General features: G+C 64.0%; 25 protein-coding genes. 4 read left to right on the forward strand and 21 right to left on the reverse strand.

Annotation, left to right across the window (positions count from 1 at the left end):
- Positions 1-564 precede the first annotated feature (564 nt).
- From ACSVHC_RS10565 to dacB, 15 genes are all read right to left on the reverse strand, one after another.
- Positions 565-2013 carry a DHA2 family efflux MFS transporter permease subunit gene (locus tag ACSVHC_RS10565; RefSeq protein WP_437772035.1) on the reverse strand — a complete coding sequence of 483 codons (1449 nt, stop codon included), beginning with the start codon at positions 2011-2013 and terminating at the stop codon, positions 565-567.
- 138 nt (positions 2014-2151) lie between these two features.
- Complete coding sequence (gene panC / locus ACSVHC_RS10570; RefSeq protein WP_437772034.1) at positions 2152-3054, reverse strand: pantoate--beta-alanine ligase; 903 nt, start codon at positions 3052-3054, stop codon at positions 2152-2154.
- Positions 3055-3056: 2 nt separating this feature from the next.
- A complete protein-coding gene (locus ACSVHC_RS10575) occupies positions 3057-4007 on the reverse strand; it encodes a Rossmann-like and DUF2520 domain-containing protein (RefSeq protein WP_437772033.1) in 951 nt (316 codons plus the stop codon).
- On the reverse strand, positions 4000-5514 hold the full coding sequence (locus ACSVHC_RS10580) for a PH domain-containing protein (protein ID WP_437772032.1): 1515 nt from the start codon (positions 5512-5514) through the stop codon (positions 4000-4002). Before ACSVHC_RS10580 ends, ACSVHC_RS10575 begins: the two co-directional genes overlap by 8 nt.
- Entirely contained in the window at positions 5511-6023 is a 513-nt protein-coding gene (locus tag ACSVHC_RS10585; RefSeq protein ID WP_437774109.1) for a PH domain-containing protein, read from the reverse strand. Before ACSVHC_RS10585 ends, ACSVHC_RS10580 begins: the two co-directional genes overlap by 4 nt.
- Entirely contained in the window at positions 6004-6525 is a 522-nt protein-coding gene (locus ACSVHC_RS10590; protein WP_437772031.1) for a DUF3180 domain-containing protein, read from the reverse strand. The genes ACSVHC_RS10585 and ACSVHC_RS10590 overlap by 20 nt, the downstream gene beginning before the upstream one ends.
- 3 nt (positions 6526-6528) lie before the next feature.
- Entirely contained in the window at positions 6529-7068 is a 540-nt protein-coding gene (gene folK / locus ACSVHC_RS10595) for a 2-amino-4-hydroxy-6-hydroxymethyldihydropteridine diphosphokinase (protein ID WP_437772030.1), read from the reverse strand.
- Complete coding sequence (gene folB, locus ACSVHC_RS10600; protein WP_236814085.1) at positions 7065-7424, reverse strand: dihydroneopterin aldolase; 360 nt, start codon at positions 7422-7424, stop codon at positions 7065-7067. The genes folK and folB overlap by 4 nt, the downstream gene beginning before the upstream one ends.
- Positions 7425-7453: 29 nt before the next feature.
- Entirely contained in the window at positions 7454-8359 is a 906-nt protein-coding gene (gene folP, locus ACSVHC_RS10605; protein WP_437772029.1) for a dihydropteroate synthase, read from the reverse strand.
- An 8-nt stretch (positions 8360-8367) separates the two neighbouring features.
- A complete protein-coding gene (folE, locus tag ACSVHC_RS10610) occupies positions 8368-9036 on the reverse strand; it encodes a GTP cyclohydrolase I FolE (RefSeq protein ID WP_437772028.1) in 669 nt (222 codons plus the stop codon).
- Positions 9037-9046: 10 nt separating this feature from the next.
- Positions 9047-11116 (reverse strand): ATP-dependent zinc metalloprotease FtsH, encoded by a 2070-nt coding sequence (gene ftsH, locus ACSVHC_RS10615; protein WP_345448338.1) that lies wholly within the window; start codon positions 11114-11116, stop codon positions 9047-9049.
- 289 nt (positions 11117-11405) lie between these two features.
- Positions 11406-11957 (reverse strand): hypoxanthine phosphoribosyltransferase, encoded by a 552-nt coding sequence (gene hpt, locus ACSVHC_RS10620; protein WP_059388924.1) that lies wholly within the window; start codon positions 11955-11957, stop codon positions 11406-11408.
- Between the two features lie 31 nt (positions 11958-11988).
- The gene (gene tilS, locus ACSVHC_RS10625) at positions 11989-13026 is read right to left on the reverse strand and encodes a tRNA lysidine(34) synthetase TilS (protein ID WP_437772027.1); all 1038 of its coding nucleotides are present in this window, start codon (positions 13024-13026) and stop codon (positions 11989-11991) included.
- Positions 13027-13130: 104 nt separating this feature from the next.
- Positions 13131-14234, reverse strand: coding sequence for a zinc-dependent metalloprotease (locus ACSVHC_RS10630; protein ID WP_439180926.1), 1104 nt, complete (start codon positions 14232-14234; stop codon positions 13131-13133).
- A 77-nt stretch (positions 14235-14311) separates the two neighbouring features.
- Positions 14312-15859 (reverse strand): D-alanyl-D-alanine carboxypeptidase/D-alanyl-D-alanine endopeptidase, encoded by a 1548-nt coding sequence (gene dacB / locus ACSVHC_RS10635; RefSeq protein WP_437772025.1) that lies wholly within the window; start codon positions 15857-15859, stop codon positions 14312-14314.
- Between the two features lie 136 nt (positions 15860-15995).
- On the opposite strand from dacB, the gene ACSVHC_RS10640 reads away from it, so the two are divergent.
- From ACSVHC_RS10640 to ACSVHC_RS10650, 3 genes are all read left to right on the forward strand, one after another.
- The gene (locus ACSVHC_RS10640; RefSeq protein WP_344789058.1) at positions 15996-16484 is read left to right on the forward strand and encodes an inorganic diphosphatase; all 489 of its coding nucleotides are present in this window, start codon (positions 15996-15998) and stop codon (positions 16482-16484) included.
- A gap of 246 nt (positions 16485-16730) precedes the next feature.
- Entirely contained in the window at positions 16731-17330 is a 600-nt protein-coding gene (locus ACSVHC_RS10645) for a hypothetical protein (RefSeq protein ID WP_437772024.1), read from the forward strand.
- 69 nt (positions 17331-17399) lie between these two features.
- A complete protein-coding gene (locus ACSVHC_RS10650; protein WP_437772023.1) occupies positions 17400-18482 on the forward strand; it encodes an FUSC family protein in 1083 nt (360 codons plus the stop codon).
- 39 nt (positions 18483-18521) lie between these two features.
- Here the strand turns inward: ACSVHC_RS10650 and ACSVHC_RS10655 are convergent, their stop codons facing one another.
- The 3 genes from ACSVHC_RS10655 to serS all read right to left on the reverse strand — a co-directional run bounded on the left by ACSVHC_RS10655 (position 18522) and on the right by serS (position 21868).
- On the reverse strand, positions 18522-19367 hold the full coding sequence (locus ACSVHC_RS10655) for an HAD family hydrolase (protein ID WP_437772022.1): 846 nt from the start codon (positions 19365-19367) through the stop codon (positions 18522-18524).
- A 102-nt stretch (positions 19368-19469) separates the two neighbouring features.
- A complete protein-coding gene (locus ACSVHC_RS10660; RefSeq protein WP_439180927.1) occupies positions 19470-20504 on the reverse strand; it encodes a hypothetical protein in 1035 nt (344 codons plus the stop codon).
- Between the two features lie 83 nt (positions 20505-20587).
- Positions 20588-21868, reverse strand: coding sequence for a serine--tRNA ligase (gene serS, locus ACSVHC_RS10665; RefSeq protein ID WP_439180928.1), 1281 nt, complete (start codon positions 21866-21868; stop codon positions 20588-20590).
- 111 nt (positions 21869-21979) lie between these two features.
- On the opposite strand from serS, the gene ACSVHC_RS10670 reads away from it, so the two are divergent.
- Positions 21980-23026, forward strand: coding sequence for a diacylglycerol/lipid kinase family protein (locus ACSVHC_RS10670; RefSeq protein ID WP_437772019.1), 1047 nt, complete (start codon positions 21980-21982; stop codon positions 23024-23026).
- Positions 23027-23053: 27 nt separating this feature from the next.
- Here the strand turns inward: ACSVHC_RS10670 and ACSVHC_RS10675 are convergent, their stop codons facing one another.
- The 3 genes from ACSVHC_RS10675 to ACSVHC_RS10685 form a co-directional block, all read right to left on the reverse strand.
- Complete coding sequence (locus ACSVHC_RS10675) at positions 23054-23287, reverse strand: hypothetical protein (RefSeq protein ID WP_345448327.1); 234 nt, start codon at positions 23285-23287, stop codon at positions 23054-23056.
- Positions 23288-23416: 129 nt separating this feature from the next.
- Positions 23417-24364, reverse strand: coding sequence for a prephenate dehydratase (pheA, locus tag ACSVHC_RS10680; RefSeq protein ID WP_437772018.1), 948 nt, complete (start codon positions 24362-24364; stop codon positions 23417-23419).
- Between the two features lie 31 nt (positions 24365-24395).
- Positions 24396-24722, reverse strand: a complete 327-nt coding sequence (locus ACSVHC_RS10685; RefSeq protein ID WP_437772017.1) for a rhodanese-like domain-containing protein — start codon at positions 24720-24722, stop codon at positions 24396-24398.
- Positions 24723-24778 lie beyond the last annotated feature (56 nt).

Here is a 24778-nt window from a genome sequence, read left to right on the forward strand (position 1 = left end):
AACGGCAGAAGAGCTGCACAAAATTTGAAACCAGCTGTAAAAAACCAGCCCCACGCCACCAAAGCGACACGGAACCAGCCAAAACAACCAATTTAATAAAAAATCGGTATCAACAAACTTGGCACACTATTGAGTTCTCAAACAACAGACACACCCGGCACCACCCACACCCCACAGGGTCCAGGATCGCTCCGGAGCAACTTCCCAAACTTACCAGACGCGCTCTCTCCGCACAACTCCCGATCCCGGGAACTGCAACGGACAAAACATCATCCGTGACCCCCGGAAACCACACCGGAACGCACAAAAGCGAACCAGAAATTTGGTTTCCATTTGGAAGGGAGTCTGTCGCAATTTTTCCGCATCAGCGGCGGCGACTCGAACTACTTTACACACCCCGAAGACTCGGCGCAAATCACCCCCGCACCACCATCCTGCGCTCCAAAACCCGCTACAACACGGCGATTTCGGGCCCAGCACCACCTGGTTGAAAGCCTTTAGGGCCGCAAGCCACAAACATGCCGTGCGTCACAAACAACGCGCCGCACCAGCAAACAAAGCGGACTAGTGCCCGGCTTCGCCCTCGGTCTTGCGCATCATGGTGGACAGCACTACGGCAAGCACCGCAATCAAAGTGGCTGTCAGGAAGGCGGCCTGCATCCCTGCGACAAAGCCGGACGAGGCCGAGACCACGGCGAAGATTGAAACCAGGAGTGCCGTCCCAGCGGCTCCCGCCACCTGCTGCAGCGTGCTCATGATGGCCGAGCCATGCGAGTAGAGGTGGGGCGGGAGCGGGTTGAGGCCAGTGGTAAACGCCGGCGTGAACAGCAAAGCCAAGCCCAGGCTGAGTACTGCGTACAGGACCACGACCCACCACAAGGGGCTATCCGCGGTGAGCATCGAGAACTGCCACAGCGTGACTACCAGCAGGACGGAACCTGTCACAGTCAGCGGGAGCGGACCTATCTTGTCGAACAACCTGCCGACAACCGGCCCGAGCAGACCCATCGCCAACCCGCCCGGAAGGAGAGCCAGGCCGGTCTCCATCGGCTGCAGGTGGAGGACGTTCTGGAGGTAGAGCGGCAGCAGGATCACTCCGCCGAACAGGGCCATCATGGCAACCACCATGAGCAGGACCGACACCGTGAACATGCGGAAGTTGAATGCCCTGAGGTCCAGCAAGGGCGCGTCGGACTTCTGCAACTTGAGCTGACGGAAAACGAACGCCACCATGCACAAGACACCGATCACCAGCGCAACGATCGGCACGGCACTTGCTCCCGCGTGGCCACCGATCTGGCTCAGCCCATAGACCAACCCGCCGAACGCAGGAACGGTCAGGACCACCGAGACGAAGTCCAGCCTCACATTGCCTCGCTCGCCAACGTTCGTGAGGAACTTGGCACCGATGCCCATGGCCAGCAAGGCCACCGGAAGCACGAAGACGAACATGAATCGCCACGAGAAGTGGTCAAGGATGATGCCGGAAACCGTGGGGCCCAGCGCCGGCGCAACCGAAATTGCGATGGTCACGTTACCCATCACCGCACCCCGGCGGGACAGGGGCACCAGGGTCAAAATGGTTGTCATCAGCAGCGGGAGCATGATCGCTGTGCCGCCCGCTTGGACGATCCGCGCCAATAAGAGCACTCCAAAACCCGGGGCTAGCGCCGCGAGGAGGGTGCCGCTGCTGAAGAGTCCGATCGCAAGGAGGAACGCAGCTCGAGTGGTGAGCCTCTGAAGGATGAAGCCGGTGGTGGGTATGACCACGGCCATGGTCAGCATGAATCCGGTGGAGAGCCACTGGACTGTGGGTGCGTCGACGTTGAGGTCCGTCATGAGCCGCTGCAAGGCGACGTTCATGATGGTCTCGTTGAGGATCACCACGAAGGTGGCCACAAGCAGCGTGACGATGACGGTGACAGACTCGCGCGACATCCTGTCACTGGCTTGCTGTGTCGCCGTTTCCGGCCTGGGTTTGCCGTGCGCGTCTGATGTGACGTCGGTAGACATGAGGATCCCTCAGCTTTGCGTGCGATGGTTTCCGGTGCTCGGCACCGGTGAAGATTGCAACAGTCTAAGCCTCAGCCGCATTCCCGTCAGCAGCTTAATCCAAACGTTTGCGTACGGGCATCCGAAAGTTAAGAGTGTTCAGGAACTCAGCGGCACGTTGTCAATCAAGCGCACGGGCCCGACCTTCGCTGCAATGATCGCAAGCCCTTCACCGCGGAAAGGAGTTTCCTTGCAGTTTTCGGCGAGCGGTTCGAGCGTGCGGGGGTCGACGACGTCGAAATAGTCCAGCTTCACCAGGGGCTGGGATTCAACGAGCGCGACGGCGGAGTCCAGCTCGAGCGGTTCGTTCGCCAGGGCGCGGGACTCGAGGAGGCGGAGAGCACGGGAGAGCACCAATGCCGCTTCTTGCTCTTCTTCGGAAAGGAAACGGTTCCGGCTGGAAAGCGCCAGCCCTTCCGCGTTGCGCACGGTCGGCACGGCCACGATGTCCACTGGAAAGCTGAGATCGGCCACCATCCTCCTCACGAGGGCCAACTGCTGGGCATCCTTCTGGCCGAAGTACGCACGGTACGCGGCAGCACCGCCGTCGGCGGCTGGACCGCCAGGCAGGCCGTAGTGCAGCAGTTTGGCGACCACAGTGAGGGCGCCGTCGAAGTGGCCGGGACGCGAGGCACCCTCCCATTTCTCGCCCAGCGGTCCCGAGGTCACCCGGACCAGCGGCGCTCCGCCGGGATAAACCTCATCGACGGAAGGGGCGAAGACGAGATCCACGCCCTCGGCGTCCAGGAGGGCCATATCGGCATCGAGCGTGCGCGGGTAGCGTTCGAGGTCCGCGGCCTCGCCGAATTGCAGGGGGTTCACGAAGATGGAGGCCACCACCACGTCGTTCTGCTCGACGGCGGTGCGGGCCAGCGTTGCGTGCCCGGTGTGCAGCGCTCCCATCGTCGGGACGAGGCCCTGCGAGCTGCCGCGCTTTTCCGCGAGCAACCGCGCGCTTTCGGCCCGCAGTTCCGCCGCGGTGGTCACAAGTTTGATGGCCATTCTCAGTTTCCTTCCTGCGTCCCGGCAGCGTCGTTGCCTGGACGGTCCTCACCGTTGTCCGGCGTGCCTGAGCCGTCCAAGGCATTGTTGATGTCGCCAAACTGGCCCTGCTTCAGCAGTCCGCGATTGACCGCCCGGCGGGCCGTGGCGCGGGCCATGGCCCGGTAGGCGACGAGGACATCGCCGCCGGCACCGCCGTCGTACTCCTTGAGGGCCTCCGTATGGGCGGCCACCGTTCCCACATCACCGCGGGCCACGGGCCCGGTCAACGCGGACTCGCCTGAGGCCAGAGCGTTTTCCAAGGTGGCGCGGAGCAACGGGCCGAGCATGCGTTCGGGCGCGTCGACGCCGATGTCCCGAAGCAGTTGGGATGACTGGGCCACAAGGGTGACCATGTGGTTCGAGCTGTGCGCGAGGGCTGCGTGGTAAAGCGTGCGATCGGCCTCGGCAATGGCCACCGGTTCGGCACCCATCTCCACCACGAGGGCTTGGGCGATGGGCAACATCGCTGCGTCGGCGGTGACCCCGAAGGTGCAGTCCAGGAGCCGGGTCAGGTCCAGGCTCATGCCCGTGAACGTCATGGCCGGGTGAAGGGCGAGCGGAATGGCACCTGCCGCCCGGACCGGCTTCAGCACTCCGACGCCGAAGCGGCCGGAAGTGTGTGCCACGAGTTGACCGGGCTGCCATGCTCCGAGCTTGGCCAGTCCTGCCACGAGTTCGCCGAGGGCATCGTCCGGAACAGCAAGGAGCACCAACTCGGACCGCTCCACGATTTCATGGATTTCGAGGATCGGGACCCCCGGCAGCAGCGTCTCTGCCCGCTCCCGGCTCGCCTCCGAGACTGCGGAAACCCCGACGACGGCGTGCTCGGCCCCGCGCAGGGCCGCACCCAATACGGCACCTACTTTGCCGGCGCCAATGATTCCTACGCCGAGTCGTCCTGGCCTAGCCATGGTGGGGTTCCTCCTGGGTCGGTGCGTGCTGCATGGCATGCGTGGTCGGCGGGGCCGGGGCCGGCATGGCCACGGGCGGAAGTTGCGCCAGCCATTGCTCGGAATTGCCCTGTGCCAGGTTTTGCAGTTTGCGGGCTTTCCGGGCCCGGGCCGCCTGCTGGTCGAACAAACCTACTGCTTCCTCTGTGGCTGCCTGGATGAGCCGGGGCGCCACCGGCCCCGGCGTCGTATGCAGCACGAGGTCGGCCACGCCGAACAGCCGGGCCAACGGACCTTGGTGGAGGGCGATCGACTGGGTTCGTTGATGCGGGACCATCACCAACTTCCGCCACAAGCGGCCGGAGCGCAGCAGCAGGGCCGTGTCCGTTGAAAGGAAGCCGTTGCGTCGCCAGCCCAGCGGGGAAAGAATCCAGGCACGCTTGGGAGTGGTGACGAAGCCGGCGCCGGAATCCAGGCCGGTCAACCCGGCTGTGAACACCTGCTCAGGGTCGGCGATACCGGGATCGGGCAGGACGAGCGAGAGCATCATCATCACTTCAGGCTTCCGGCCGACGGGGAGCAGCGTGGTCCGGTGCTCGCCTTCGCTGCGGTGGTGTTCACCGTAGCCGGCAACGTTCACATGGATCCGATACCAGCCGAGAATGCGCCACAACGGCGGCTGCGTGACCTTGAGGGCCTGGATGCGGCCGGGAGGCACGGTCTGGGCCCGGGTATCCAGGAGTCCGTAGCGCACCCGGATGCCGTCCGGGGAAATTGCCGCCGTAAAGTTGTAGCCCGTGTTGAACGAGCGCCAGTAGGCGGTCCCCAAGCCGAGGATTGCTGGTATCAGGTAGAGGATGAAGGCCCGGGACTCGGTCAGCACTGACACCAGGACCGAAGCGACGGCGCTGAGCACAATGAAGAGGCTTTGCTCGCTCAGGATCAGCGAACCGACAAGCCTCCCAGGCGGCACGTAGAGCACCACCTGTTCGGGCGCCTCGGGCACATCGACCGTTTCGCTCCCGTCAGCAATACCGGCGGCCCGGCCCAGGATGGTGGCACGGAGCTGTTTGGCCTGCGCGAGCCTGAGGTAGGAGAGCCGCATCGCCGAGTGGCCGGCGTCGGCCACCTCGAACTTCAGCTCCGCGAGACCGAAAATACGGGCAAGCAGGGGCTGCACGATGTCGATGGCCTGGACGCGGTCAAGCCGAGCCTGGCGCTGCTGTTTGAACAGGAATCCGGTGTTGACCCGGACATAGCCTTCGGCAAGCTGATACCGGGTGAAATACCAGCTGAGGACGAAGGACCCCAAAGCCAGCAACAGCACGACGCCGCCGCCGGCCAGAAGCCAAAGCGTGCGTTCGTTGAAGTTGTCGGCAATGGTCCCGCGGCCTTGCAGGGCTCGTTCAAAGGTATCGCGGCCGAAGAAATAAACGATCGCCGCAAGCGCCACCCATCCCCGCACGAAGGGCGACGCCGGGTGGACGCGGTGCCAGTCGCCGTCGGCCACGGTCTGTTCCTGGGTCACAGCCCGGCCAGCCTCGCTTCACCGCGGGCCGAAAGCTGCTCGCGCAGCCGTGCGCCTTCAGCGGCGGGAAGTCCAGGCAGGTGGGCATTGGTTCCAGCCGAGGCGGTGTGGAGTTTGAGGGTGCACAGCCCCAAGAGCCGCTCGACGGGTCCAACCGTCACATCGACGAACTGCATCCGGCCGTAGGGAACCACCATGGTCCGCTGGAAGAAGATGCCGCGGCGGATCAGCAGATCGTCGTCGCGTTCCGCATAGCCGATGGCCCTGACCTGCCTCGGGATCAACACGAGCCGCCACAGGCCAAGCAGCAGAAAGGCCGCGGGAACGGCGACGGCTAGCCACAGCGGTGGCCACTTCCACCATCCGAGTTCCACGAAAAGCAAGGGCAGGCTGAACAGGCCGATCGTGATCACGTTGCGGATGGCCCACTCGACGAGCCGCACCGTCACGTATTTCGGCGATACGCGCAGCCACTGGATGCCCGGAGGATCAATCGCCGCGGTAGGCATATTCGCCTTCGCCCTTGGCTTCGCCACGACGTGAATCCCTGACGCCGGGGCCGCCTTCCAGGTCTTCCGGAGGGATTCGGCAGAACCGCTCCACCACGAGCCCCACGACGGTCATGATGAGCCCGCCGCCGCCCATGATCAGCGCGAGCCACAAGATGCCTTGGTCACTGCGGAAGCTCCAAAGCCGGAGTTGGTCAATCACGATTCCCGCATGCCAGCCCAGCAGCACGGTGCCCGCATAAGCGCAGGCCTGGGCCAGGATCAGGGTTCGCGCGGCCAGGATAGGGTTCAGCATGGTCTTTTTCTTGCCGTTGCGCCATCGCAGGACCCGGATGCCCATGATCAAGGTGAGCACGGCAATGAAGCCCATAGTCACCAACGCGGAAGGGGGAAGCACCGGCGTCGCCATGCTGTAGCGCGTTGTGAGCACGGTGGTCAGCCAACCAATTGCGGCAAGAACGACGGCGATGATCGCCAACAAAAGCGGACGCATTGCCTTCATGGACTATTCCACCGCTCCCGCGGCAGCGACGCTGCCGGATCCGTCGAACCCGTCAAAAGGCCGAAGCCCGGGAAAGTCCTCTGCCTTGGCGGCCAGCTCGGCGACGCTTTCACCGTTGAGCCGCGCCGCAGGGTCCAGGAGGGCCCATGGATAGAGCACGAAGGCACGCTCCGCAGCACGCGGATGGGGCAGGGTCAGCGTTTCGTCGTCGCTCGTGAGTTCGCCGTAGAGGATGATGTCCACGTCCAATGTGCGGGGGCCCCAGCGGACCTCGCGGACCCGGTGGTGCATTTGTTCGACGTCGTGGCAGTGCTTCAAGAGTTCCAGCGGCGCAAGGGTGGTCTCAACGGCGATCACCATGTTGAGGAAATCCGGTTGCCCCACGGGCCCGCCCACGGCTTTGGTCTGCACCACGGGAGAGACACCGAGCAGGCGGATTTCCGGGCGATCAACGAGGTCGGCAACGGCGGTGGACAGGGTGTCGTTCCGCTCGCCCAGGTTGCTGCCGAGGGCCAGGATGGCTTTCGTGAAACCGGAACTCATGCACGCTCCCTGTGGACACTGACAGTGACGTCACCGAAGGGGACTTCGATGGGAGCTTTGGGTTTGTGGACCGTGACATCGACGGCGGCGACGTTGAAGCCCGCCAGAATCCCCTCGGCGATCCGCACCGCGAGGGCCTCGATAAGGTTCAGCGGCTCGCCCGAAATGAGTGACGTAATGTACTCGGCCACTTCACCGTAGTGAGCCGTGAACTGCAGGTCATCCGTTTCCGCGGCCTTGCTGAAATCGGTGTACAGCACAGCGTCGACGACGAAGGGCTGTCCGTCCCGGCGCTCGAAGTCGAAGACGCCGTGATGCCCGACGGCGGTCACTCCGGTCAGTGTGATCTTGTCCAAACCGGTTCCTCCCCCTTTGTTCACGAAACTTAGTGTCTGATGCGCGCGGCGACCTTGACGGCGTCAAGACTGGGGCCGACGTCGTGGACGCGCACAGCCCAGGCGCCGTTCGCGGCGCTGATAGCCGTGATGGCAGCGGTTGCATGGTCCCGCTCCTCAGGAGCTGCCGCCTTGCCGGCCACTGTCAGGAGCGTCCCGAGGAATCGCTTGCGGGAAGCGCCGATCAGGACCTTGTGGCCAAGCTCATCCAGCTTGCCGATGTACTTGAGGAGTTGCCAGTTCTGGTCCTCGTCCTTGGAGAAGCCCAGGCCGGGATCCACAATGATTTGCTCCTCCGTGACGCCTGCCGCATAGAGCTTGTCCCGGACGCCCTTGAGCTCCTCGATGACTTCCTCCACGACATTGCCGTAGTCGGCAAGGCTGTTCATCGTCTCGGCGTCGCCCCGGCGATGCGTCAGGACATAGGGCACTTTGGTACGAGCGACGAGTTCGGCCATCTCAGGTTCGAGGCTCAGCCCTGAAACGTCGTTGATGATCGCGGCTCCGGCCTCCACGGCCGCAGCCGCCGTCGATGCGTGCGTCGTGTCGATGCTGACGAGCGCCCCGGCCTTAACGAGTGCCTGGATCACCGGCAAGACCCGCCGTTGTTCTTCTTCCGGGGAGACAGGCTCGGCGCCCGGGCGGGTCGATTCGCCGCCGACGTCGATGATGTCCGCTCCCGCGTACAGCATGCGCAATGCGTGGGCGATGGCGGTGTCCGCCGTGGGGTGCTTGCCGCCGTCGCTGAAAGAATCCGGCGTGACGTTCAGAATTCCCATAACGAGCGTGCGGTCGGCCGGGAGGTCCGCGAAGCGGGCCGCTGGACGGGGTTTGCGGAGAATGGGCAGGGGGCTTGTAGCCGGGCCCGTTCCTGGTGCTGCTGCGAGGGAATCCATGGTCTTTGTTACCTTCCGAGTATGAGGCTCATGGCTTCGGCGCGGGTGGCCGGGTCATGAAGTTGCCCGCGCACTGCGCTGGTGACGGTCTTGGCGCCGGGCTTGCGGATGCCACGCATGGACATGCACATGTGTTCGCATTCAACGACGACGATCGCGCCCCTGGGCTTGAGGTGGGTCACGAGCGCTTCGACGATCTGGGTGGTCAGGCGTTCCTGCACCTGGGGGCGGCGGGCATAAATGTCGACGAGGCGGGCCAACTTGCTCAGCCCCGTCACTTTGCCTTCGTGGGAAGGGATGTATCCAACGTGCGCGACGCCGTGGAACGGCACCAAATGGTGCTCGCACGTGGAATAGAACGGGATGTCCTTGACCAGCACGAGTTCCTCGTGGTCGAGGTCGAACGTGGTGGACAGGACGTCCTCGGGATCCTGGTGCAGGCCCGCGAAGACCTCGGCGTAAGCCTTGGCAACGCGCTTCGGCGTATCCACCAGGCCGCCACGGTCCGGGTCCTCGCCCACTGCAATGAGGATCTCGCGGACGGCCGCCTCGATGCGGGGGCGGTCGACCTTATATGAGTGGTGGCCGTGGCCGTGGCCACCTGATTTCCCCCCGGAGGTGCGGCGAAAGTCGTCACTGGCGGCACCGCTGAAGTCGTCGTCGTCGATGTGATTCACAGCAGAAAGCTTAGCCTTGATGCGAAACGTCGGTGCCCGCGTCCGGTCCTTGGCCGGTAAATGACTCCTGGCTGCCGACTCCCTGCGGATGCGGGGACTGAGCGTCCAAAGGCTCTTCGAGACGAGCAGCCTTGGCCTCTTCCTGTGCCTCACGTTCAGCCTTCTCTGCGCGGGATTCCACCGGCGGGATGGTCTGGACCGGACGGGACTCCTTGGAGAGCCACACCTCGCGGAAGTCACGCTTGCGGATGTCGCGGAAGATGTAGGCGATCTCCGCCTGGTTCAGCGTTTCGCGCTCAAGCAGTTCGAGCGCCAACTGGTCCAGAACGTCCCGGTTCTCGGTCAGGATCGCATAGGCCTCGTCATGGGCCTGATCGATCAGGCGCCGCACTTCCTCGTCAACGATGTACGCCACCGAGTCGGAGTAGTTGCGTTCCTGTGCCATGTCCCGGCCCAGGAACGGCTCGCCGCCGCCTGCGCCAAGCTTCACGGCGCCGATGCGCTCGCTCATGCCGAACTGGGTGACCATCTTGCGCGCCGTCCCGGTGGCCTTTTCGATATCGTTCGAGGCGCCCGTGGAGGGGTCGTGGAAGACGATTTCCTCTGCGACACGGCCACCCATGGCATAGGCCATCTGGTCGAGGAGTTCGTTGCGCGTGATCGAGTACTTGTCGTCCTCGGGGACAACCATCGTGTAGCCGAGTGCGCGGCCTCGGGGCAGGATGGTGATCTTCGTGACAGGGGCCGAATTGCGCAATGCTGCCGCCACCAGGGCGTGGCCGCCTTCGTGGTAGGCGGTGATCTTGCGCTCCATTTCCTTCATGACGCGGCTGCGCTTCTGCGGGCCGGCCATAACACGGTCGATTGCCTCGTCCAGGGCGCGGTCGTCAATCAGGTTTGCATTGGACCTTGCCGTCAGGAGGGCGGCCTCGTTGAGCACATTGGCGAGGTCGGCACCCGTGTAGCCCGGGGTCTTCTTCGCGACGCCCTTGAGGTCGACGCCGTGGGCCATGGGCTTGCCCTTGGCGTGGACATTCAGGATCTGTTCGCGACCTATCAGGTCCGGTGCTTCAACAGTGATCTGGCGGTCGAAGCGGCCGGGACGAAGCAGGGCAGGGTCCAGGACGTCCGGACGGTTGGTTGCAGCGATCAGGATGACGTTGGTCTTGACGTCGAAGCCGTCCATCTCGACGAGGAGCTGGTTAAGGGTCTGCTCGCGCTCGTCGTTGCCGCCGCCGATACCGGCGCCACGGTGACGTCCGACCGCGTCGATCTCGTCAACGAAAATGATGGCGGGCGCATTGGACTTGGCTTGCTCGAAGAGGTCGCGCACTCGCGATGCACCGACACCTACGAACATTTCGACGAAGTCCGAGCCCGAGATGGAGAAGAACGGGACGCCGGCTTCGCCTGCGACGGCGCGGGCCAGGAGTGTCTTGCCTGTGCCCGGAGGGCCGTACAACAGCACGCCCTTGGGGATCTTCGCGCCGACGGCCTGGAACTTTGCCGGTTCCGCGAGGAATTCCTTGATTTCCTGGAGCTCTTCGACGGCTTCATCGGCACCAGCGACATCCGAGAAGGTGACCTGCGGCATGTCCTTGTTGACCAGCTTGGCCTTCGACTTCCCGAACTGCATCACCTTGGAACCGCCGCCTTGCATGCGCGAGAGGAGGAACCAGAAGAGCACACCCAGCAGGAGGACGGGGATGAGGAGCGAGAACAGTCCGGAGAACCAGTTGTTCTCGACGGGCTGGTCCGTGAAGCCACCGGACGGTTGGGCGTTGGTGACGGCCTTTACGACGTCCCCGGCTCGCGCGGTGACGTAGAAGAACTGGACGTTCTTACCCTTGTCCTGGCCATCGATGACAAGGTTGTCTTTCAGTGTCAGGTCAACGCGGTTCTCGGCATCGTAGATTTTGGCCTGGTCCACCTTGCCGCTCTGCGCGAGGATCGCGAGGCCCTTGTCGGTGTCGATACGAGTGGATCCGCCGGGGGCAAGGGTTGCAAATGCCACCAGGAGCAAGCCGACTACGACAACAATCCAGATGCCCGGGCCCTTGAAGAAACTCTTAGCTTTCATCTGTTCGGGGGCTCCGCCCCGTCCCTCCTGGTAGTGCTGCACGGCGCAGCTTCTGCGCGCGTGTGGTGCTGCGTCAGTTTCTAGCTTTACACCGTTCGGAGTGATTCACGCACAGTGAGAGGCAAAAGTTCCCTCTAGGCGTACATGATCGCGGAATTCCGGAAACTCCCGGGGGAAATCCATGGTTCTTTCAGGATCCCCGGACCACTGCACAACGAGAAGCGGCCTCCCGAACAGGAGGCCGCTTTCACTCCGCGAACCATGCCGCGGTGGTTCGCTGCGAGAGGAGTTATTCGTAAACGTGCGGGGCGAGGGTTCCCACAAAGTCCAAGTTGCGGTATTTCTCGGCGTAATCCAGGCCGTAGCCGACGACGAATTCGTTGGGAATGTCATAGCCGACATACTTCACGTCGATCTCGACCTTCGCAGCCGTTGGCTTGCGGAAAGCCGTGCAGATTTCCACGGAAGCAGTGCCTCGTGATTCGAGGTTGGTCTTGAGCCAGGAGAGGGTCAGGCCGGAATCGATAATGTCTTCGACAATCAGGACATCCTTGCCCATGAGGTCGGTATCAAGGTCCTTGAGGATGCGCACGACGCCGGAGGACTGGGTACCGGAGCCGTACGAAGACACCGCCATCCAGTCCATGCTGACGTGGCTGTGCAGCGCACGCGCGAGGTCCGCCATGACCATGACAGCGCCCTTGAGCACGCCAACGATCAGCAGCTCACGGCCCTCGTAGTCCTTGTCAATCTGTGCAGCAAGTTCGGCGATCCGTTGCTGGATCTGCTCCTTGGTGTAGAGAACGTGTTTGAGGTCTGCCTGGACGTCGTTTGAATCCACCAATGGCTCCTGTGTTGATGCGTGGGTGCGGCTACTGTTGGGGCGATCTTTGATGCCGGAATACTAGCTTCCCACAGCCGCCCCCTTCGCGGGGAACGGCAGTTCCCCCGGCTGAGGCCTCCCGCTCCAATTCGCTCAGGGATACGCGGTAGGCGCTGACGCTTCCGGGAAGCTGCACGGGACCCGCAGATCCCTGCCGGCGGAGCAAGGCTTCGGCCGCCTGAAGCCGCCCGTAGCCGGGCTGTTGGCCCCCGACGTCGGCAGCCGCTTTGGCAATCACCCGGAACCTCAGCGCGGGGGACAAATCCCTCAAGGCGTCTTCGGGAAGCCAGACCCCGTCGTCGGTCCGGTTGACGAGGCGCGCATAGCTCTCTGCGGCAAGCTGCTCCAGGAAGTCGGCATCCTGCTGGAGGATCGCGGCGGTGCGGGCGAGTGATTCGGCCACACCGGGCCCCAGCTTGTCCTCAAGCAAAGGCATCACCTCAACCCTGGTCCGCGAGCGGGCGAAGGCAGGGTCAGCGTTACTGGGATCGTGCCAGGTTTCGAGTTCCTCGACCTCGCAGATTTCGAGCGTTTCTGCGCGGTGAAGCCCGAGGAAAGGACGAAGGAGTTTGCCGCGTGCTGGCCGCATCCCGGCGAGGGAACGGGTTCCCGAGCCCCGGGCCAGGCCCAGCAGGACCTGCTCGGCCTGGTCGTCCAGGGTGTGCCCCAGCAGGATTGCTCCACAATCGAGTTCGGTGGCGGCTGCTTCGAGCGCCGCGTGCCGGGCGTCCCGGGCTGCCGCCTCCGGCCCGAACCCGGTAGCTGCCACCTCCACGGTCCGCAGCTGGACGGGCGAGAGTCCCAGGCCCTTCAGGACCGACACGGTTCGTGCCGCAACCTCAGCCGAGCCTTCCTGCAACTGGTGGTCGACCACGACGGCGGCTACGCTCACGGGGCGGCCGTGTACATGCCCTCGACGGGCAAAATAGGCCGCCACTGAGGCAAGCGCCAAGGAGTCCGGCCCGCCGCTGCATGCCACCAGGATTCGTTCGGGATAGCCCGCGGAGGCCAGTGCGTCCTGCAACATATTCCGTGCTTTGCCGACGACCGGCGCCAAACGCCCGGGACGCCGTCGTCCGCTGCTTGGTGAGTTGCTAATGCTTGCACTCCGGCCCGATGTAGTGCCTCCGGTCACAGCCCCATCCGCTCAAGCCACAGCTTGGAGTCGTGGATTTCGGCTTCGGTGGGCAGTTTTTCGGCCGATTCCCAGACCCGGTTCAGGCCCTCCATGCCGGCCACGGCAACCACTTCGCGGACGAACTTGGCGCCGTCGCTGTACTGGCGCATCTTGGCGTCCAGGCCGAGGATGTTGCGGATGAATTTCTCGATCATTCCGCGGTCCTTGCCCCGCGCGTTGAAGCGCTGCCGGATGGTCTTCACCGAAGGGATCAGGGAGGAATCGACGGCGTCCATCACCACGTTGGCGTGGCCTTCCAGCAAGCTCATGACAGCTGTGAGGTGCGAAAGCGAGGCCTTTTCCTCGGGGTTTTGGAGCAGGTCCAGGATGGCTCCGCGGCCGGGCACGGCACCGGTGGAGCGGTCGCGCAGGGACCGGGCGGCGGCCGTGGCACGGTCCATGATGGAGTCCACATTGCCGATGAGATTGGCGCTGAGGCGTTCGATTTCCTCGAGCATGTGGGTCCGGAGCCAGGGTGCGGCGGCGAACTGCACCCGGTGGGTCTGCTCGTGAAGGCAGACCCAGAGCCGGAAATCGTCAGGATCGACGTTGAGCTCACGCTCCACGGAGATGATGTTCGGAGCCACCAGCAGGAGCCGGCCGGCAGGCGGCGTTTTCGAGTCCGGGGCGAGCGCGGCGAAGGGATCGTACTGGCCCAGGACTTTGCTCGACAAGAAGGCAAGCACAGCCCCGAGCTGGCTGCCGGTGATGGCGCCGCTCGCGGCCGCCGCGGCCGGTGTCATCGCCGGGCCCCGCCGGGAATCCAGCATTTGCTTAAGGGCCGGCTGAAGCATCACGGCAAAACTTTGGGTGTTGGCCTTTGCCCACGACGCCCGGTCAACTACCAGCACATGGGAGTCGCGGAGATCGCGTGCGGCTTCCAAACCGGTGATGTCATGCACATGCGGTACCGAGATGTCCGCGCTGAAACGCAGGCTGTCCACGGCTTTGCCGATCTGGGCCGGACTAAGTACCGGGCCGGGGGGAGCGAGCCGGGCGGCCGTGGAGGCGGCCAGCTCCCAGTTGATGAGGGACTGGGCTTGCTGCTGAGACTCCATACGAACCATCAGAACACAACAGTCTGAATCTGCACCCTTAAGTTCGCTCAGCGGCGAACGTCGGGCAGCGGCGAACGTCAGCCGGCCCGGCAACCACATGACGCGAGTGCCGTGGCGGACCGGTCAAGCGCTACCTTGTTCCCCGCCGCGCCCGGCGTCAGCCCATTGCCGATAAAGGAAAAGACCAGAAGACGGCCGTTCGCGTCCACCACGTAGCCGCTCAAGGCGATCACCGAATTCAAGGTGCCGGTCTTGGCGCGCACCAGTCCCGCCCCTTGGGAGGTGTTGGCGTCAGCGTAGCGGTCGCCGAGCGTCCCGGTCAGCCCTGCCACCGGGAACCCGGCGAGGGCGGCACGGAGACGGGTGTCCGGTCCCGAGGTGATCGCCCGCACCACATCCGCGAACTGCCGTGCCGACACCTGGTTGCCCAAAGCTAGGCCGGACACGTCCGCCAAGTGCATGGAATCCGTGGCGATCCCCAGTTCCGCCACCTGGGCGCTCACGGCCGCCGTCGCGCCGTCGTTCGATCCCGGCTTTCCCGCGGACAGCGCGGCCATCCGGCCGAATACCTCGGCAAGGTAGTTGTCCGAGGTTTCCAGCATCAAGTCCACTTGCTCACGGACCGTGGCAGACACCACGCTCGCGAGGACGTCCTGCTTTCCGGCTGGAACGGTGGCGCGTTCCACACCGGGGACCACCGTGAATCCGGAAGCGGCGCCCGCGGCTTGGAGCTTCCCGGCGAAAGCCGCGGCGGCAGCGAGCGCGGCGTCTTGTGGACGCGGACCGGTGGTCGCACCCGGGCTTGTCCGGGCGGAGTTCAAGGCGAGCGGAAAGATTGGCGCGGTTTCGCCCGCAGCGACGTCGTCGAGGCTCCACGCCGGATTCAAAGCCGGACCGGTGAATAGTCCATCGTCCAATTGCACGGTGACCGGGCCTTTCACGCCGCGGTCCTGGAGCGCTTTGGCCGCATCCGCCGCGAGGGTATCCAGGCCGGCATGGCCAAGCACCTCGCTCGGCTGGGACGGTCCGTCGCCGAGCAGGACATCACCTCCGGCGTTCAGGATGATGGTCGACGCCGAAGGTCCAGCCAGGACCCGCGTGCTGAACCGTGTCTCCGGCCCGATCGCCCGCAGCGCCGCGACTGCCGTGAGCAGTTTCATGTTGGACGCCGGCACGCGGTTCTTGGCGCCGTCACGATCGTAAAGCGGAAGTCCGGTCAACGCATCCTCTACGACGCCGGTGAAGTCTCCCCCACCGTCGGGCGTCAGGAGGGCATTGAGCTGGCTTGTGACATCGGCCGGCAGCGGGACAGGTGCGGAAGCGTCCAAGGGGGCAACGACCTGGATGCGGCTCAACTGCTTGGGGACCTGTTGCCAGGCCGGCACCTTGGGTGCGGGCGTAGCGGCGGCCCCGAAAGAGCCGGGACCGAAGAATCCGGGTGCGACCCCGAGGCCCATCGGCAGCGCCAATGCCGCAATGACCAAGGTCAACAAGACCAGCGGCAGAAAGCGGACGACGCCCTTCGACGCAGGCCTCGCGGGCTTGGGCTTCCTGGGTCTGAGAACGGGAGTCTCCTGCTGTTCCGGAGCCTGCTTTTCAGCCCCCGCCTCGTCAACGCCCTTCATGCAGCTTTAGTCCTCAAAGTCTTGAATGTCCCCACCGTTTCAAGAAACTTGGGCCTCTCGCTATATCCTCAATAGTAGTCGGCGGCGTCGGCTGCTCTGTTGCCGCGCCCATGCCAATACCGTCAAGGAGCATTCCATGAAGCACGACGTCACGATCGAGATCCCCAAGGGGTCGCGCGTCAAGTACGAAGTTGACCACGAGACCGGCCGCGTTCGCCTGGACCGCGTCCTGTTCACCTCCATGCAGTACCCCACGCACTACGGGTTCTTCGAGAACACCCTTGGCGAGGACGGCGACCCCCTGGACGCACTGGTCCTCCTGCAGGACTTCGACCTCTACCCGGGCGTCATCGTTGAATCCCGGCCCATCGGCGTTTTCAACATGACCGACGACGGCGGCGGAGACGCCAAGGTTCTCTGCGTTCCGGCCGACCCGCGTTTCGACCACATCCAGGAAATCACCGATGTCAGCGAATTCCTGATCAAGGAAATCGAGCACTTCTTCACCCGTTACAAGGACCTTGAGCCCGGCAAGTGGGTCAAGGCTGAAGGGTGGGCCGACCGCGCCGCGGCCGAAGCTGAGCTGGAAGCTTCCATCAAGCGTTACGTTCCGGTCTCCCACTAGTCCCCACCGCCACCCTAACCTCGCTCCGCTCGGTCAGGGAACCCTGGCGGCGTGGGCCCCCCACGTGCACGACGGCGGCGGGTGCGGTTCCATGCGAACCGCACCCGCCGCCGTCGTCGTTAACGGGTAGGTCCCTACGCGCAACCGTCCGGCTCAAAATCGCCGGGCACCCGGCTTCGTAACGAGAAATTGGCTCTGGATTAACCGCTTGAAAGTCAGCTACCTGCCGGTAATGTTTGATCCACCATGTTCACGCTGACCATCAACCAACGCGACAGCCGCGGCAACGGAGACCTCGTACCGCAGCTGCTCAAAGACCTGCGCCACATCCCGGCGTGCTTGGACTTTGACCGCTCGGTGGAGGACGAAGTCCAGGGCATCGTGGAATTCCCGCATGAGGCCGTGGATTCGGCGCTCATCGCCTTGAGGAGCGGACAGTGGTACGTGGGAATCGGCGTCGGACCGGTCAACGAACCCCTGCCCAGGCAAATCAAAGACGCCTCCGGACACGGCTTGGTCTACGCACGCCGCGCCGTGGACCGCTTGCGGAATGGCAAAGAGCGCGTCCCTGTGGCCGTCGAGGGGCCGATCGCTGCCCTCGCTGCCGAATCGGAGGCTGTACTGCGGCTCCTTGGGCACATTGTGCAGCATCGGAGCACAGCCGAGTGGCGTGTCCTGGACCTGCTGACGCCGGGCGTGCGTGGACAACAGAAGGCCGTGGCCCAGGAACTGGGGATCAGCACCCAGGCCGTGAGCAAGGCCCTGGCCCGCGCCCAATGGGTGGAGGAGCACGCCGCCAGGCCGGCCGCAGCACGCTTGCTGCAGTTGATCCTCGAGGTCTACTGATTTTGCGTCGGCACGCCTTCAGCCATCTTGTCCTCGACACACCCATTCCTCCCGGCCTACCTTGAGTCCATGATCTCCAAGCAACAGCTTGGGAGGCTTCTTCCCGCTCTCAGACAGGCTGTCACAGGCCACCGCCTCCTGTTTGCCGCAAAGACGGCCGTCGCGGCCGGGCTGGCTTGGTACCTTGCGCCGCTGATGCCTGGGACAGCCGCTTCCTATCCTTACTATGCGCCCTTGGGCGTCTTGGTCAGCATGCACCCCACCGTCGCGGCTTCCGCCAAGCACGGGCTGCAAAGCCTGCTGGGACTCGGATTGGGCATTGCCATGGCCTTCGCAGTGACCACAGTCACCACCCCGAACGCACTGGCGGTGGCCGTCGTCGTCGGCCTGGGCGTGGTGATCGGCGGCCTGCCAAGGCTTGGAAGCGCCTCCGAATGGGTTCCCATGGCGGCGCTGTTCGTCTTGGTCCTGGGTTATTCAAATGCGCAGGGATTCTCTTTCGCGTACGTCCTGCAAATGGCGATGGGGGTGGCGGTCGGTTTCGCGGTGAACTGGCTGGTCTTTCCTCCCCTGCATCTTGAAGGCATCGATCCGGCCATCGACGGACACCAGCGGGCACTTTCAAAACAGCTCAGGGACATGGCAAGCGCCATGACGGAGTCCTGGCCGCCGAACCATGAGGATTGGGCGAGCCGCAGCGGCGAGCTCGCACGCACCGCAACCGCGGTACGGACGGCCGTCCAGGCGGCGAAGTTGAGTGCCAAAGCGAACCCGCGATCCCGCCGTCGAGCCGGGCGCCTGCCCGGCGACCTGGCCGGTTTGCGCACGGTGGAACGTCTGACCTTCCACGTCCAGGACGTCACTGACGTCCTGGCAAGCGTGATCTGGGAAGAAAACGCGGGAACGGTCATTCCGGAGGGTGTCCCACCAAATTTGGCTGAGGCGCTGGAGGACGTTGCGGCAATGATCCGGCAATGGAGGCATGGGGACGCCGATGATTTCAAGAGCGCCCTGGACGAAGCCCGGGACAGTGTGGCAAAACTAAGTGACACCGTCGCGGAGGCGGCGTCCAGCCAGGCGCCCGTTAACGCCACCGCGTCCGTGGCCATGAGCTTGCGGCGTATGATCACCGCAGTCTCCGAGGCCGCCTGAGCTACGACACGGCCTCGGCCGGCCTGCTGCGCGGGGCTGTTACAGCAAGCGACGCAGGATGAGGGCAGCACCGTCGTCGTACACCGAAGCGGTGACCTCATCAGCGACGGCGATGACTTCCTCAGGCGCCTGGCCCATGGCTACACCGCGCCCGGCCCAGCTGAGCATTTCGATGTCATTGCGGCCGTCCCCTACTGCCACCGTGTGGCGGGGGTGCGTGCCGAGCCGCTGGCGCAATTGCTCCAAGGCGCTGGCCTTGGTGACCCCGGCGGCGGCGATATCCAGCCAAGCCGTCCAGCCTACTGAATAGGTAACCCCGGACAGCCCGATCTTGCGAATGGCTGTGGAAAATTCTTCGGCCGTGTTCTCGCTGCTGAACACCACGACGCGCACCGCAGTGGCATCGAGCATCGTCTGGAAATCGACACCGATTGCCTCCACGCCGAAGCTGGCGTCCTGGAACCGCTCGGTTGAGAGGAAGTTCCCGTCCTCGTCCTCGAGCGCGTACTTGGCGGACGGAAGCTGCTCGCGAAGTGCCATCAATGCCGGGGCGGGATCGAAAGTGGCTTTGTGAATGATCTCGTAGCCTGTGTCCAGCTGGGGGTCGAGCCGCAACGTGACGCCGCCGTTGCAGCACACGGCATAACCGCTTTCCAGTCCGATCTGCTCAATGATGGGCAAGGTGGCGTTCAACGAGCGGCCGGTGGCGATCAGGACGTCGTGTCCGTGGTCGACGACTGCCCGTGCGGCGTCGCGGACGCTTGGCGACATGTGGCCATCATGATCGACGAGAGTTCCGTCGACGTCCAACGCGATCATGAGTTTGTGATTCAAATTCCGCTGGTCATCGATGCCAGCGACTGAGGTACCAGTCAAAATAGTCATGCCTCCAGTGAAGCAGACCCCACACGACACCAGCTAGGACGCAGACCACAGCAACGGATTAACACGCGGTGAATACTCCCACGTTTGTCCACAGTGTGAGTGTTAACCTGAAGCCTTGGCGCGAGGGCGCAGTCCGGCGCGCACGAGCTTCTGCCGAAGACGGCCTGGCTGCTCCAAATCCGCCCAATTCCACCTGACGACGGTGAACCCGAGTGCACGGATGCTGTCCTCACGCAGTTTCTCCCGATTCACGACGTCTTCCGCGCTCCAATCCCCCTGCACGTCCTCGTCCGGGTACTTTTGCTTGCCATCGAATTGGCCCGCGATCAATTCCTCTGGCCACCAGAAATCGGTCCGGGCAACGAACTCGCCGGAGTCAACAATCATGTGCTGTTGGAGCGGTTGCTCAAAGCCCAGCAACTCGATGACAGCCCTGCTGAACGACTCCCCTGCCGATTCGGCCTTCGTGTTAGCCAAGCTCGCGATCCGGACTGCCCGGTGCTTGGTGGCATCAGCCACGATCCCGTCCAGCGCCAAGGCGATCCCAGGGTGTTCGATCAAGCAGGCATCCTGCCCCAGCAAACCCTGTTCCCAGAGCATTCGTGCGATTCCGTCGGCTACAACGAGCGCGCGGCTGAAGGACGAGGAACACATGACATCCATGGCCGTCTGCACCGGACTTGTGCAGGAAAACTGGCCGGAAACTACGGGCTGCGCGTCGCGTCGAAGGACGTAGCGCATGGGATGGTTGCCTGCATTCCGCGCCTTTTCGGCAAGCGCGCTGTCTCCGTGGACCGCAAACGTTGCTGGCCGCCGTCCCGTGATTCGCTCCGAGGAAGTGGCTAGATCGACGAACTCCGGGGGGCGAAGCGTAGGGACGCCGAGCACGACAGCTGCGGACTCACCGCAAAAGACGGCCCGGTCGAATGCCAGCCCGACCGCTGCTGCGGACCACTCGAACCTCTGGGCAGGCGTCGCTTCCACCCAAGTGGAGGTTTTCACGTAGAACCCGCGCCTCAGCCGGACAAGGCGTCCCGCCCTGAACGGCCGGTGAATCACGGCCGTGGAGCCGGTGAGCGCCAGCCGCTCGGCGGAGACAATGAGCTGCGGAGGGATGTCCATGGAATTACTATCCATGGATCGTTCCACAGCGTCAGCCGCGCTTTGGCTCTATGTGGACAAGCCCGGCTGTGGAGGACAGGTGTGCACCGGTAGGCCGGCTACAGAACGGGGAGGACCTCGAGGCCGCCGATGTACTTCTGGAGTGCCTTAGGGACGTTGACCGAGCCATCCGGGTTCTGGTGGTGCTCCAGGATGGCGACGATCCAGCGGGTGGTGGCCAGCGTGCCGTTGAGGGTGGCGACCGCGCGGGTGCCCTTCGCTACGCCTTCCTCGTTGACCGCACGCTCGCGGATGTTGAGGCGGCGGGCCTGGAAGGTGGTGCAGTTGGACGTCGACGTGAGCTCTCGGTAAGCGTTCTGGGTGGGGACCCAGGCTTCGCAGTCGAACTTCCGGGCCGCGGACATGCCGAGATCGCCCGCCGCGGTGTCGATCACGCGGTACGGGAGCTCGACCTTCGCCAGCATTTCCTCTTCCCAGGCCAGGAGTCGCTCGTGCTCGGCGGCGGCCTCTTCAACAGTGGTGTAGATAAACATCTCCACCTTGTTGAACTGGTGGACGCGGATGATCCCGCGGGTGTCCTTGCCGTGCGAACCGGCCTCGCGGCGGTAACAGGAGCTCTGCCCGGCGTAGCGGATGGGGCCTGCGGAAAGGTCGAGGATCTCGTCCGAGTGGTAGCCCGCGAGGGCCACTTCAGAGGTTCCCACAAGGTAAAGGTCGTCCTCGGCGAGACGGTAGATCTCGGCGTCGTGCTTTACATCGAAACCGGTGCCCTGCATGATCTCCGGACGCACCAACGTGGGGGTGATCATCGGTACGAAGCCGGCCTCGATGGCTTGGTCCATGGCCATCTGCAACAGTGCCATCTCCAGCCGGGCACCGACGCCGCGGAGGAAGTAGAAGCGCGCACCGGAGACCTTGGCGCCGCGTTCCATGTCGATCGCGCCGATGAGTTCACCGATTTCCAGGTGGTCCTTCGGTTCGAAGTCAGTAAATTCGCGCGGGGTGCCGACCGTCTTGACCACCACGAAGTTGTCCTCGCCACCCTCGGGCACGCCGTCCTCAATCAGGTTGGGGATGACGCGGAGCAGCTCTTCCTGCTTGGCCTGGGCGGCATCGGCTTCGGCAGAGGCAGCCTTGACGGAGTTCGCCAGTTCCTTGACCTCGGCCAGCAGCGCTTGCTTTTCCTCGCCCTTGGCCTGTGCCACCTTCTTGCCGAAGGCGTTCTGCTCGGCACGGAGGTTTTCGTAGCGGATCAGGGCCGCGCGGCGGTCTGCGTCGGCGGAAATGATCGCGTCCACCACGGACTCGTCGGCGCCGCGGGCGCGCTGGCTGGCACGGAACTTGTCCGGGTTTTCGCTGAGGTCTTTTACGTCGATCACCAGACAAGAGTATCGAATGAGCGAGCAGCTCCGCGGCCAGCCCCCGACGGCGGCAGGCACCCCCTTCGGGCGTGCACGGCCGCACCTGCAGCGGGATAGGGTTGAAGCACCATGAGCAACTGGATCCTGTACGTGATTCTGGCTGGGGGCGTGGTCTTCGCCGTCTCCAGTTGGTGGGGCGTGCGCCGGCTCAGGGCCAGGCATACCCGCAGCGCTGTGCACGAAGACGCTCACAAGCCTGAAGCCGGCTTGCAAAGGGTGGCCGTGATCCTCAACCCGGTGAAGGCGAAGGCCGAGGACGCGCGGAGGATCATCCGGGATGCCTGCCATCTTGCGGGCTGGGACGAACCCCGTTTCTTCGACACCACCGCGGCGGACCCCGGCCATTCGCAGACCAGGGCGGCACTCGCGTATAAGCCCGACGTCGTACTCGTCGGCGGCGGCGACGGTACCGTGCGCGTGGTGGCAGAGACCCTCGCGCACACCGACGTCGCTATGGGCTTGATTCCCCTGGGAACCGGAAACCTGCTGGCACGCAACGTGAATCTGGATGTCAACGATCTCCGCGGCAACGTCCACACAGCGCTCTTCGGCCACCAGCGCTACATCGACACCGCCAGGATGGCGATCCACAACGACCGGACAGGCGCCTCTTCCGAGCATGCTTTCCTGGTGATCGCCGGAATGGGCCTGGACGCCGAGGTTGTGGGCGATACCAACGACGGCCTCAAGAAGGCAGTCGGCTGGCTCGCCTACACTGAGGCGGGCGTCCGCCACCTACCCGGCCGGCGCAAAAAGGTCACCATTGCCATGGACGACGAGCCCGAGCAATCCCGGAAAATCCGAAGCGTCTTGTTCGCCAATTGCGGCCTGATTCCAGGGGGCATCGACTTCATCCCCGGTGCGATGATCGACGACGGTGTCCTTGACGTTGTGGTCATGAGCCCGCGCAGCGCCATCGGCTGGATCGCCGTATACACAAAGATCCTGTTCAAGCACAACCGGAACCTGCCGGTCATGAATTACTACCGCTCGGGCAAAGTGGTCATCAGCAGCAGCGAACCTATGGCCACGCAACTTGACGGTGATCCCTCGGGCGAGGCCACAAAGGTCACCGTCAAGGTGGAGCCGCGTTCGCTCCTCGTGCGCGTGCAATAAGCAGTGCCCTTGCAATAGCGCGACGCGCTACTTGGCGTTCTTCGCCGCTTCCGTTGCTTTGTGTTCGGCCAACTTGTGTTCTGCCAATGCCTTGGCGGCTGCGCGCGCTTCCGATTGCTCGCGAATCATGGCCTGTTCTTCCTCAAAGCGCAGCCGATCAGCGCGGTCGGCGTCGTCGCCGTCCCAGTCCTGGTTGTCCGCCTTGGGCTTGGGGTTGACGATCATTCCCTGGCCGCTGGTGTCATTGCTATTTCCTGACATGGCCCGCTCCCTCCGTTAGGGGCATGCGTCCATCAATTGTGGATCAAGCAAGCATACGCACAGTTTTATCCACGCGATAGGGGTTGAAGAGTCAATTATCCAACGCTTTGCGGAGCGGATTCGGGCCGGTCAAGCGCCCGGCTCGCCGCCCAGAATGCCCCGAACCCAGGCATGTGCGGACGCGAACGCGGCGTCGGAGGTATGCGGGGCCACCAAGGCTTTCTGCTCGTCCGCCCGGGCGTAGGATCCGAGGAAGCGGGTGGCCGGGCTGATCCGGTGCAGGCCTGCCAGGGCATCGGCTACCCGTGCGTCGGAGGCGTGGCCGTCGGCATCGATACTGAAGAAGTAGTGACCCAGATACTGGCCGGTGGGCCGGGACTCGATGCGGCTGAGGTTGACTCCGCGCGTGGCAAACTGGTCCAGGATTTCCATCAGGGCGCCGGGGCGGTCTTCGGGAAGGGGCACGACGACGGTGGTCTTGTCGGCGCCGGTGCGTTCTGTGAGTGCACCGGGACGGCTGACAAGGACGAAGCGGGTAACTGCGCCGGGGTTGTCGCCGATGTTCTCGGCAAGGACATTCAGGCCCGGCCGTTCCGCCGCGACAAGGGGGGCGCAGATGGCGGCGTCGTAGTGCGCCTCGCCTTCGAGAAGTCCGACGGCGGCTGCCGCCGTGGAGGATCCCGGCACGTATTCCGCATTCGGGATATTTTCATCGACCCATAGCCGGCACTGGGCCCAGGCATGGCCATGGGTGGAGATCCGGCGGATGTCCGAGATCTTCACGCCGGGGCGGGCAACCAGCACGAACGTGATGGGAACAAGGGCTTCACGGATGATCCGCAGTTCGGTTCCGGTGGCAATGGCATCCAGGGTGGCGGTCACGCCGCCTTCCACCGAGTTCTCGATCGGCACCATGGCCGCATCCGCTTCGCCCTGGCGAACCCTCTCCAAAGCCGTGTTCACATTGGTGCAGGGCACCCTGTTGGCATCGGCCGCGCCGGGTACCTGCAGGAGGGCAGCCTCGGTGAAGGTGCCTTCAGGACCGAGGAAGGTGTAGGTGAGCGCGGATCCCGACATGTATATATTCCTTAGGTGTTATACGTTATGGCTACAGGACAACCGGCTTGAGGCCGTTCTCCGAAACCATCGGGCGGCCGGTCTCGAACCACATGTCCATGCCTCCGGCGATGTTCGTGGCGGTATAGCCCTGTCCCACCAGCCACTGGACCGCCCTGTAGGACCGTCCGCCCGTACGGCAGATCACATACAGGTCATCGTCAGGATCAAGCTCGTCAAGCCGGGCCGGAATCTGGTCAAGCGGAATGTGCAGCGCACCCTCGGCGTGGCCCGCCACCCATTCGTAATCCTCCCGGACGTCCAGGATTTTCGCGTCCGCCGGAACATCGCCGACGGGCACGGTCTCGATATCGCTCACGTGGGTCCCTTCCAGTTGATTCAGATCTCCAAATCAAGCCTAGTACGCGCCGGCTA

The sequence above is a fragment of the Arthrobacter sp. KNU-44 genome, from assembly GCF_051843155.1.
Lineage (GTDB): Bacteria > Actinomycetota > Actinomycetes > Actinomycetales > Micrococcaceae > Arthrobacter.

Excerpts from the sequence above, each read along its gene's own strand:
- tilS (WP_437772027.1), bottom strand. The coding sequence starts at position 13,026 with ATGTTGCAGGACGCACTGGCCTCCGCGGGCTATCCCGAACGAATCCTG.
- ACSVHC_RS10655 (WP_437772022.1), bottom strand. The coding sequence starts at position 19,367 with ATGACTATTTTGACTGGTACCTCAGTCGCTGGCATCGATGACCAGCGG.
- panC (WP_437772034.1), bottom strand. The coding sequence starts at position 3,054 with ATGGCCATCAAACTTGTGACCACCGCGGCGGAACTGCGGGCCGAAAGC.
- ACSVHC_RS10590 (WP_437772031.1), bottom strand. The coding sequence starts at position 6,525 with ATGAAGGCAATGCGTCCGCTTTTGTTGGCGATCATCGCCGTCGTTCTT.
- ACSVHC_RS10640 (WP_344789058.1), top strand. The coding sequence starts at position 15,996 with ATGAAGCACGACGTCACGATCGAGATCCCCAAGGGGTCGCGCGTCAAG.
- ACSVHC_RS10675 (WP_345448327.1), bottom strand. The coding sequence starts at position 23,287 with ATGTCAGGAAATAGCAATGACACCAGCGGCCAGGGAATGATCGTCAAC.
- folK (WP_437772030.1), bottom strand. The coding sequence starts at position 7,068 with ATGAGTTCCGGTTTCACGAAAGCCATCCTGGCCCTCGGCAGCAACCTG.
- dacB (WP_437772025.1), bottom strand. The coding sequence starts at position 15,859 with ATGAAGGGCGTTGACGAGGCGGGGGCTGAAAAGCAGGCTCCGGAACAG.
- ACSVHC_RS10585 (WP_437774109.1), bottom strand. The coding sequence starts at position 6,023 with ATGCCTACCGCGGCGATTGATCCTCCGGGCATCCAGTGGCTGCGCGTA.
- pheA (WP_437772018.1), bottom strand. The coding sequence starts at position 24,364 with ATGTCGGGATCCGCGCTCACCTACACCTTCCTCGGTCCTGAAGGCACC.
- ACSVHC_RS10650 (WP_437772023.1), top strand. The coding sequence starts at position 17,400 with ATGATCTCCAAGCAACAGCTTGGGAGGCTTCTTCCCGCTCTCAGACAG.
- ACSVHC_RS10670 (WP_437772019.1), top strand. The coding sequence starts at position 21,980 with ATGAGCAACTGGATCCTGTACGTGATTCTGGCTGGGGGCGTGGTCTTC.
- ACSVHC_RS10575 (WP_437772033.1), bottom strand. The coding sequence starts at position 4,007 with ATGGCTAGGCCAGGACGACTCGGCGTAGGAATCATTGGCGCCGGCAAA.
- ACSVHC_RS10660 (WP_439180927.1), bottom strand. The coding sequence starts at position 20,504 with ATGGATAGTAATTCCATGGACATCCCTCCGCAGCTCATTGTCTCCGCC.
- folP (WP_437772029.1), bottom strand. The coding sequence starts at position 8,359 with ATGGATTCCCTCGCAGCAGCACCAGGAACGGGCCCGGCTACAAGCCCC.
- ftsH (WP_345448338.1), bottom strand. The coding sequence starts at position 11,116 with ATGAAAGCTAAGAGTTTCTTCAAGGGCCCGGGCATCTGGATTGTTGTC.
- ACSVHC_RS10630 (WP_439180926.1), bottom strand. The coding sequence starts at position 14,234 with ATGGAGTCTCAGCAGCAAGCCCAGTCCCTCATCAACTGGGAGCTGGCC.
- ACSVHC_RS10565 (WP_437772035.1), bottom strand. The coding sequence starts at position 2,013 with ATGTCTACCGACGTCACATCAGACGCGCACGGCAAACCCAGGCCGGAA.
- ACSVHC_RS10645 (WP_437772024.1), top strand. The coding sequence starts at position 16,731 with ATGTTCACGCTGACCATCAACCAACGCGACAGCCGCGGCAACGGAGAC.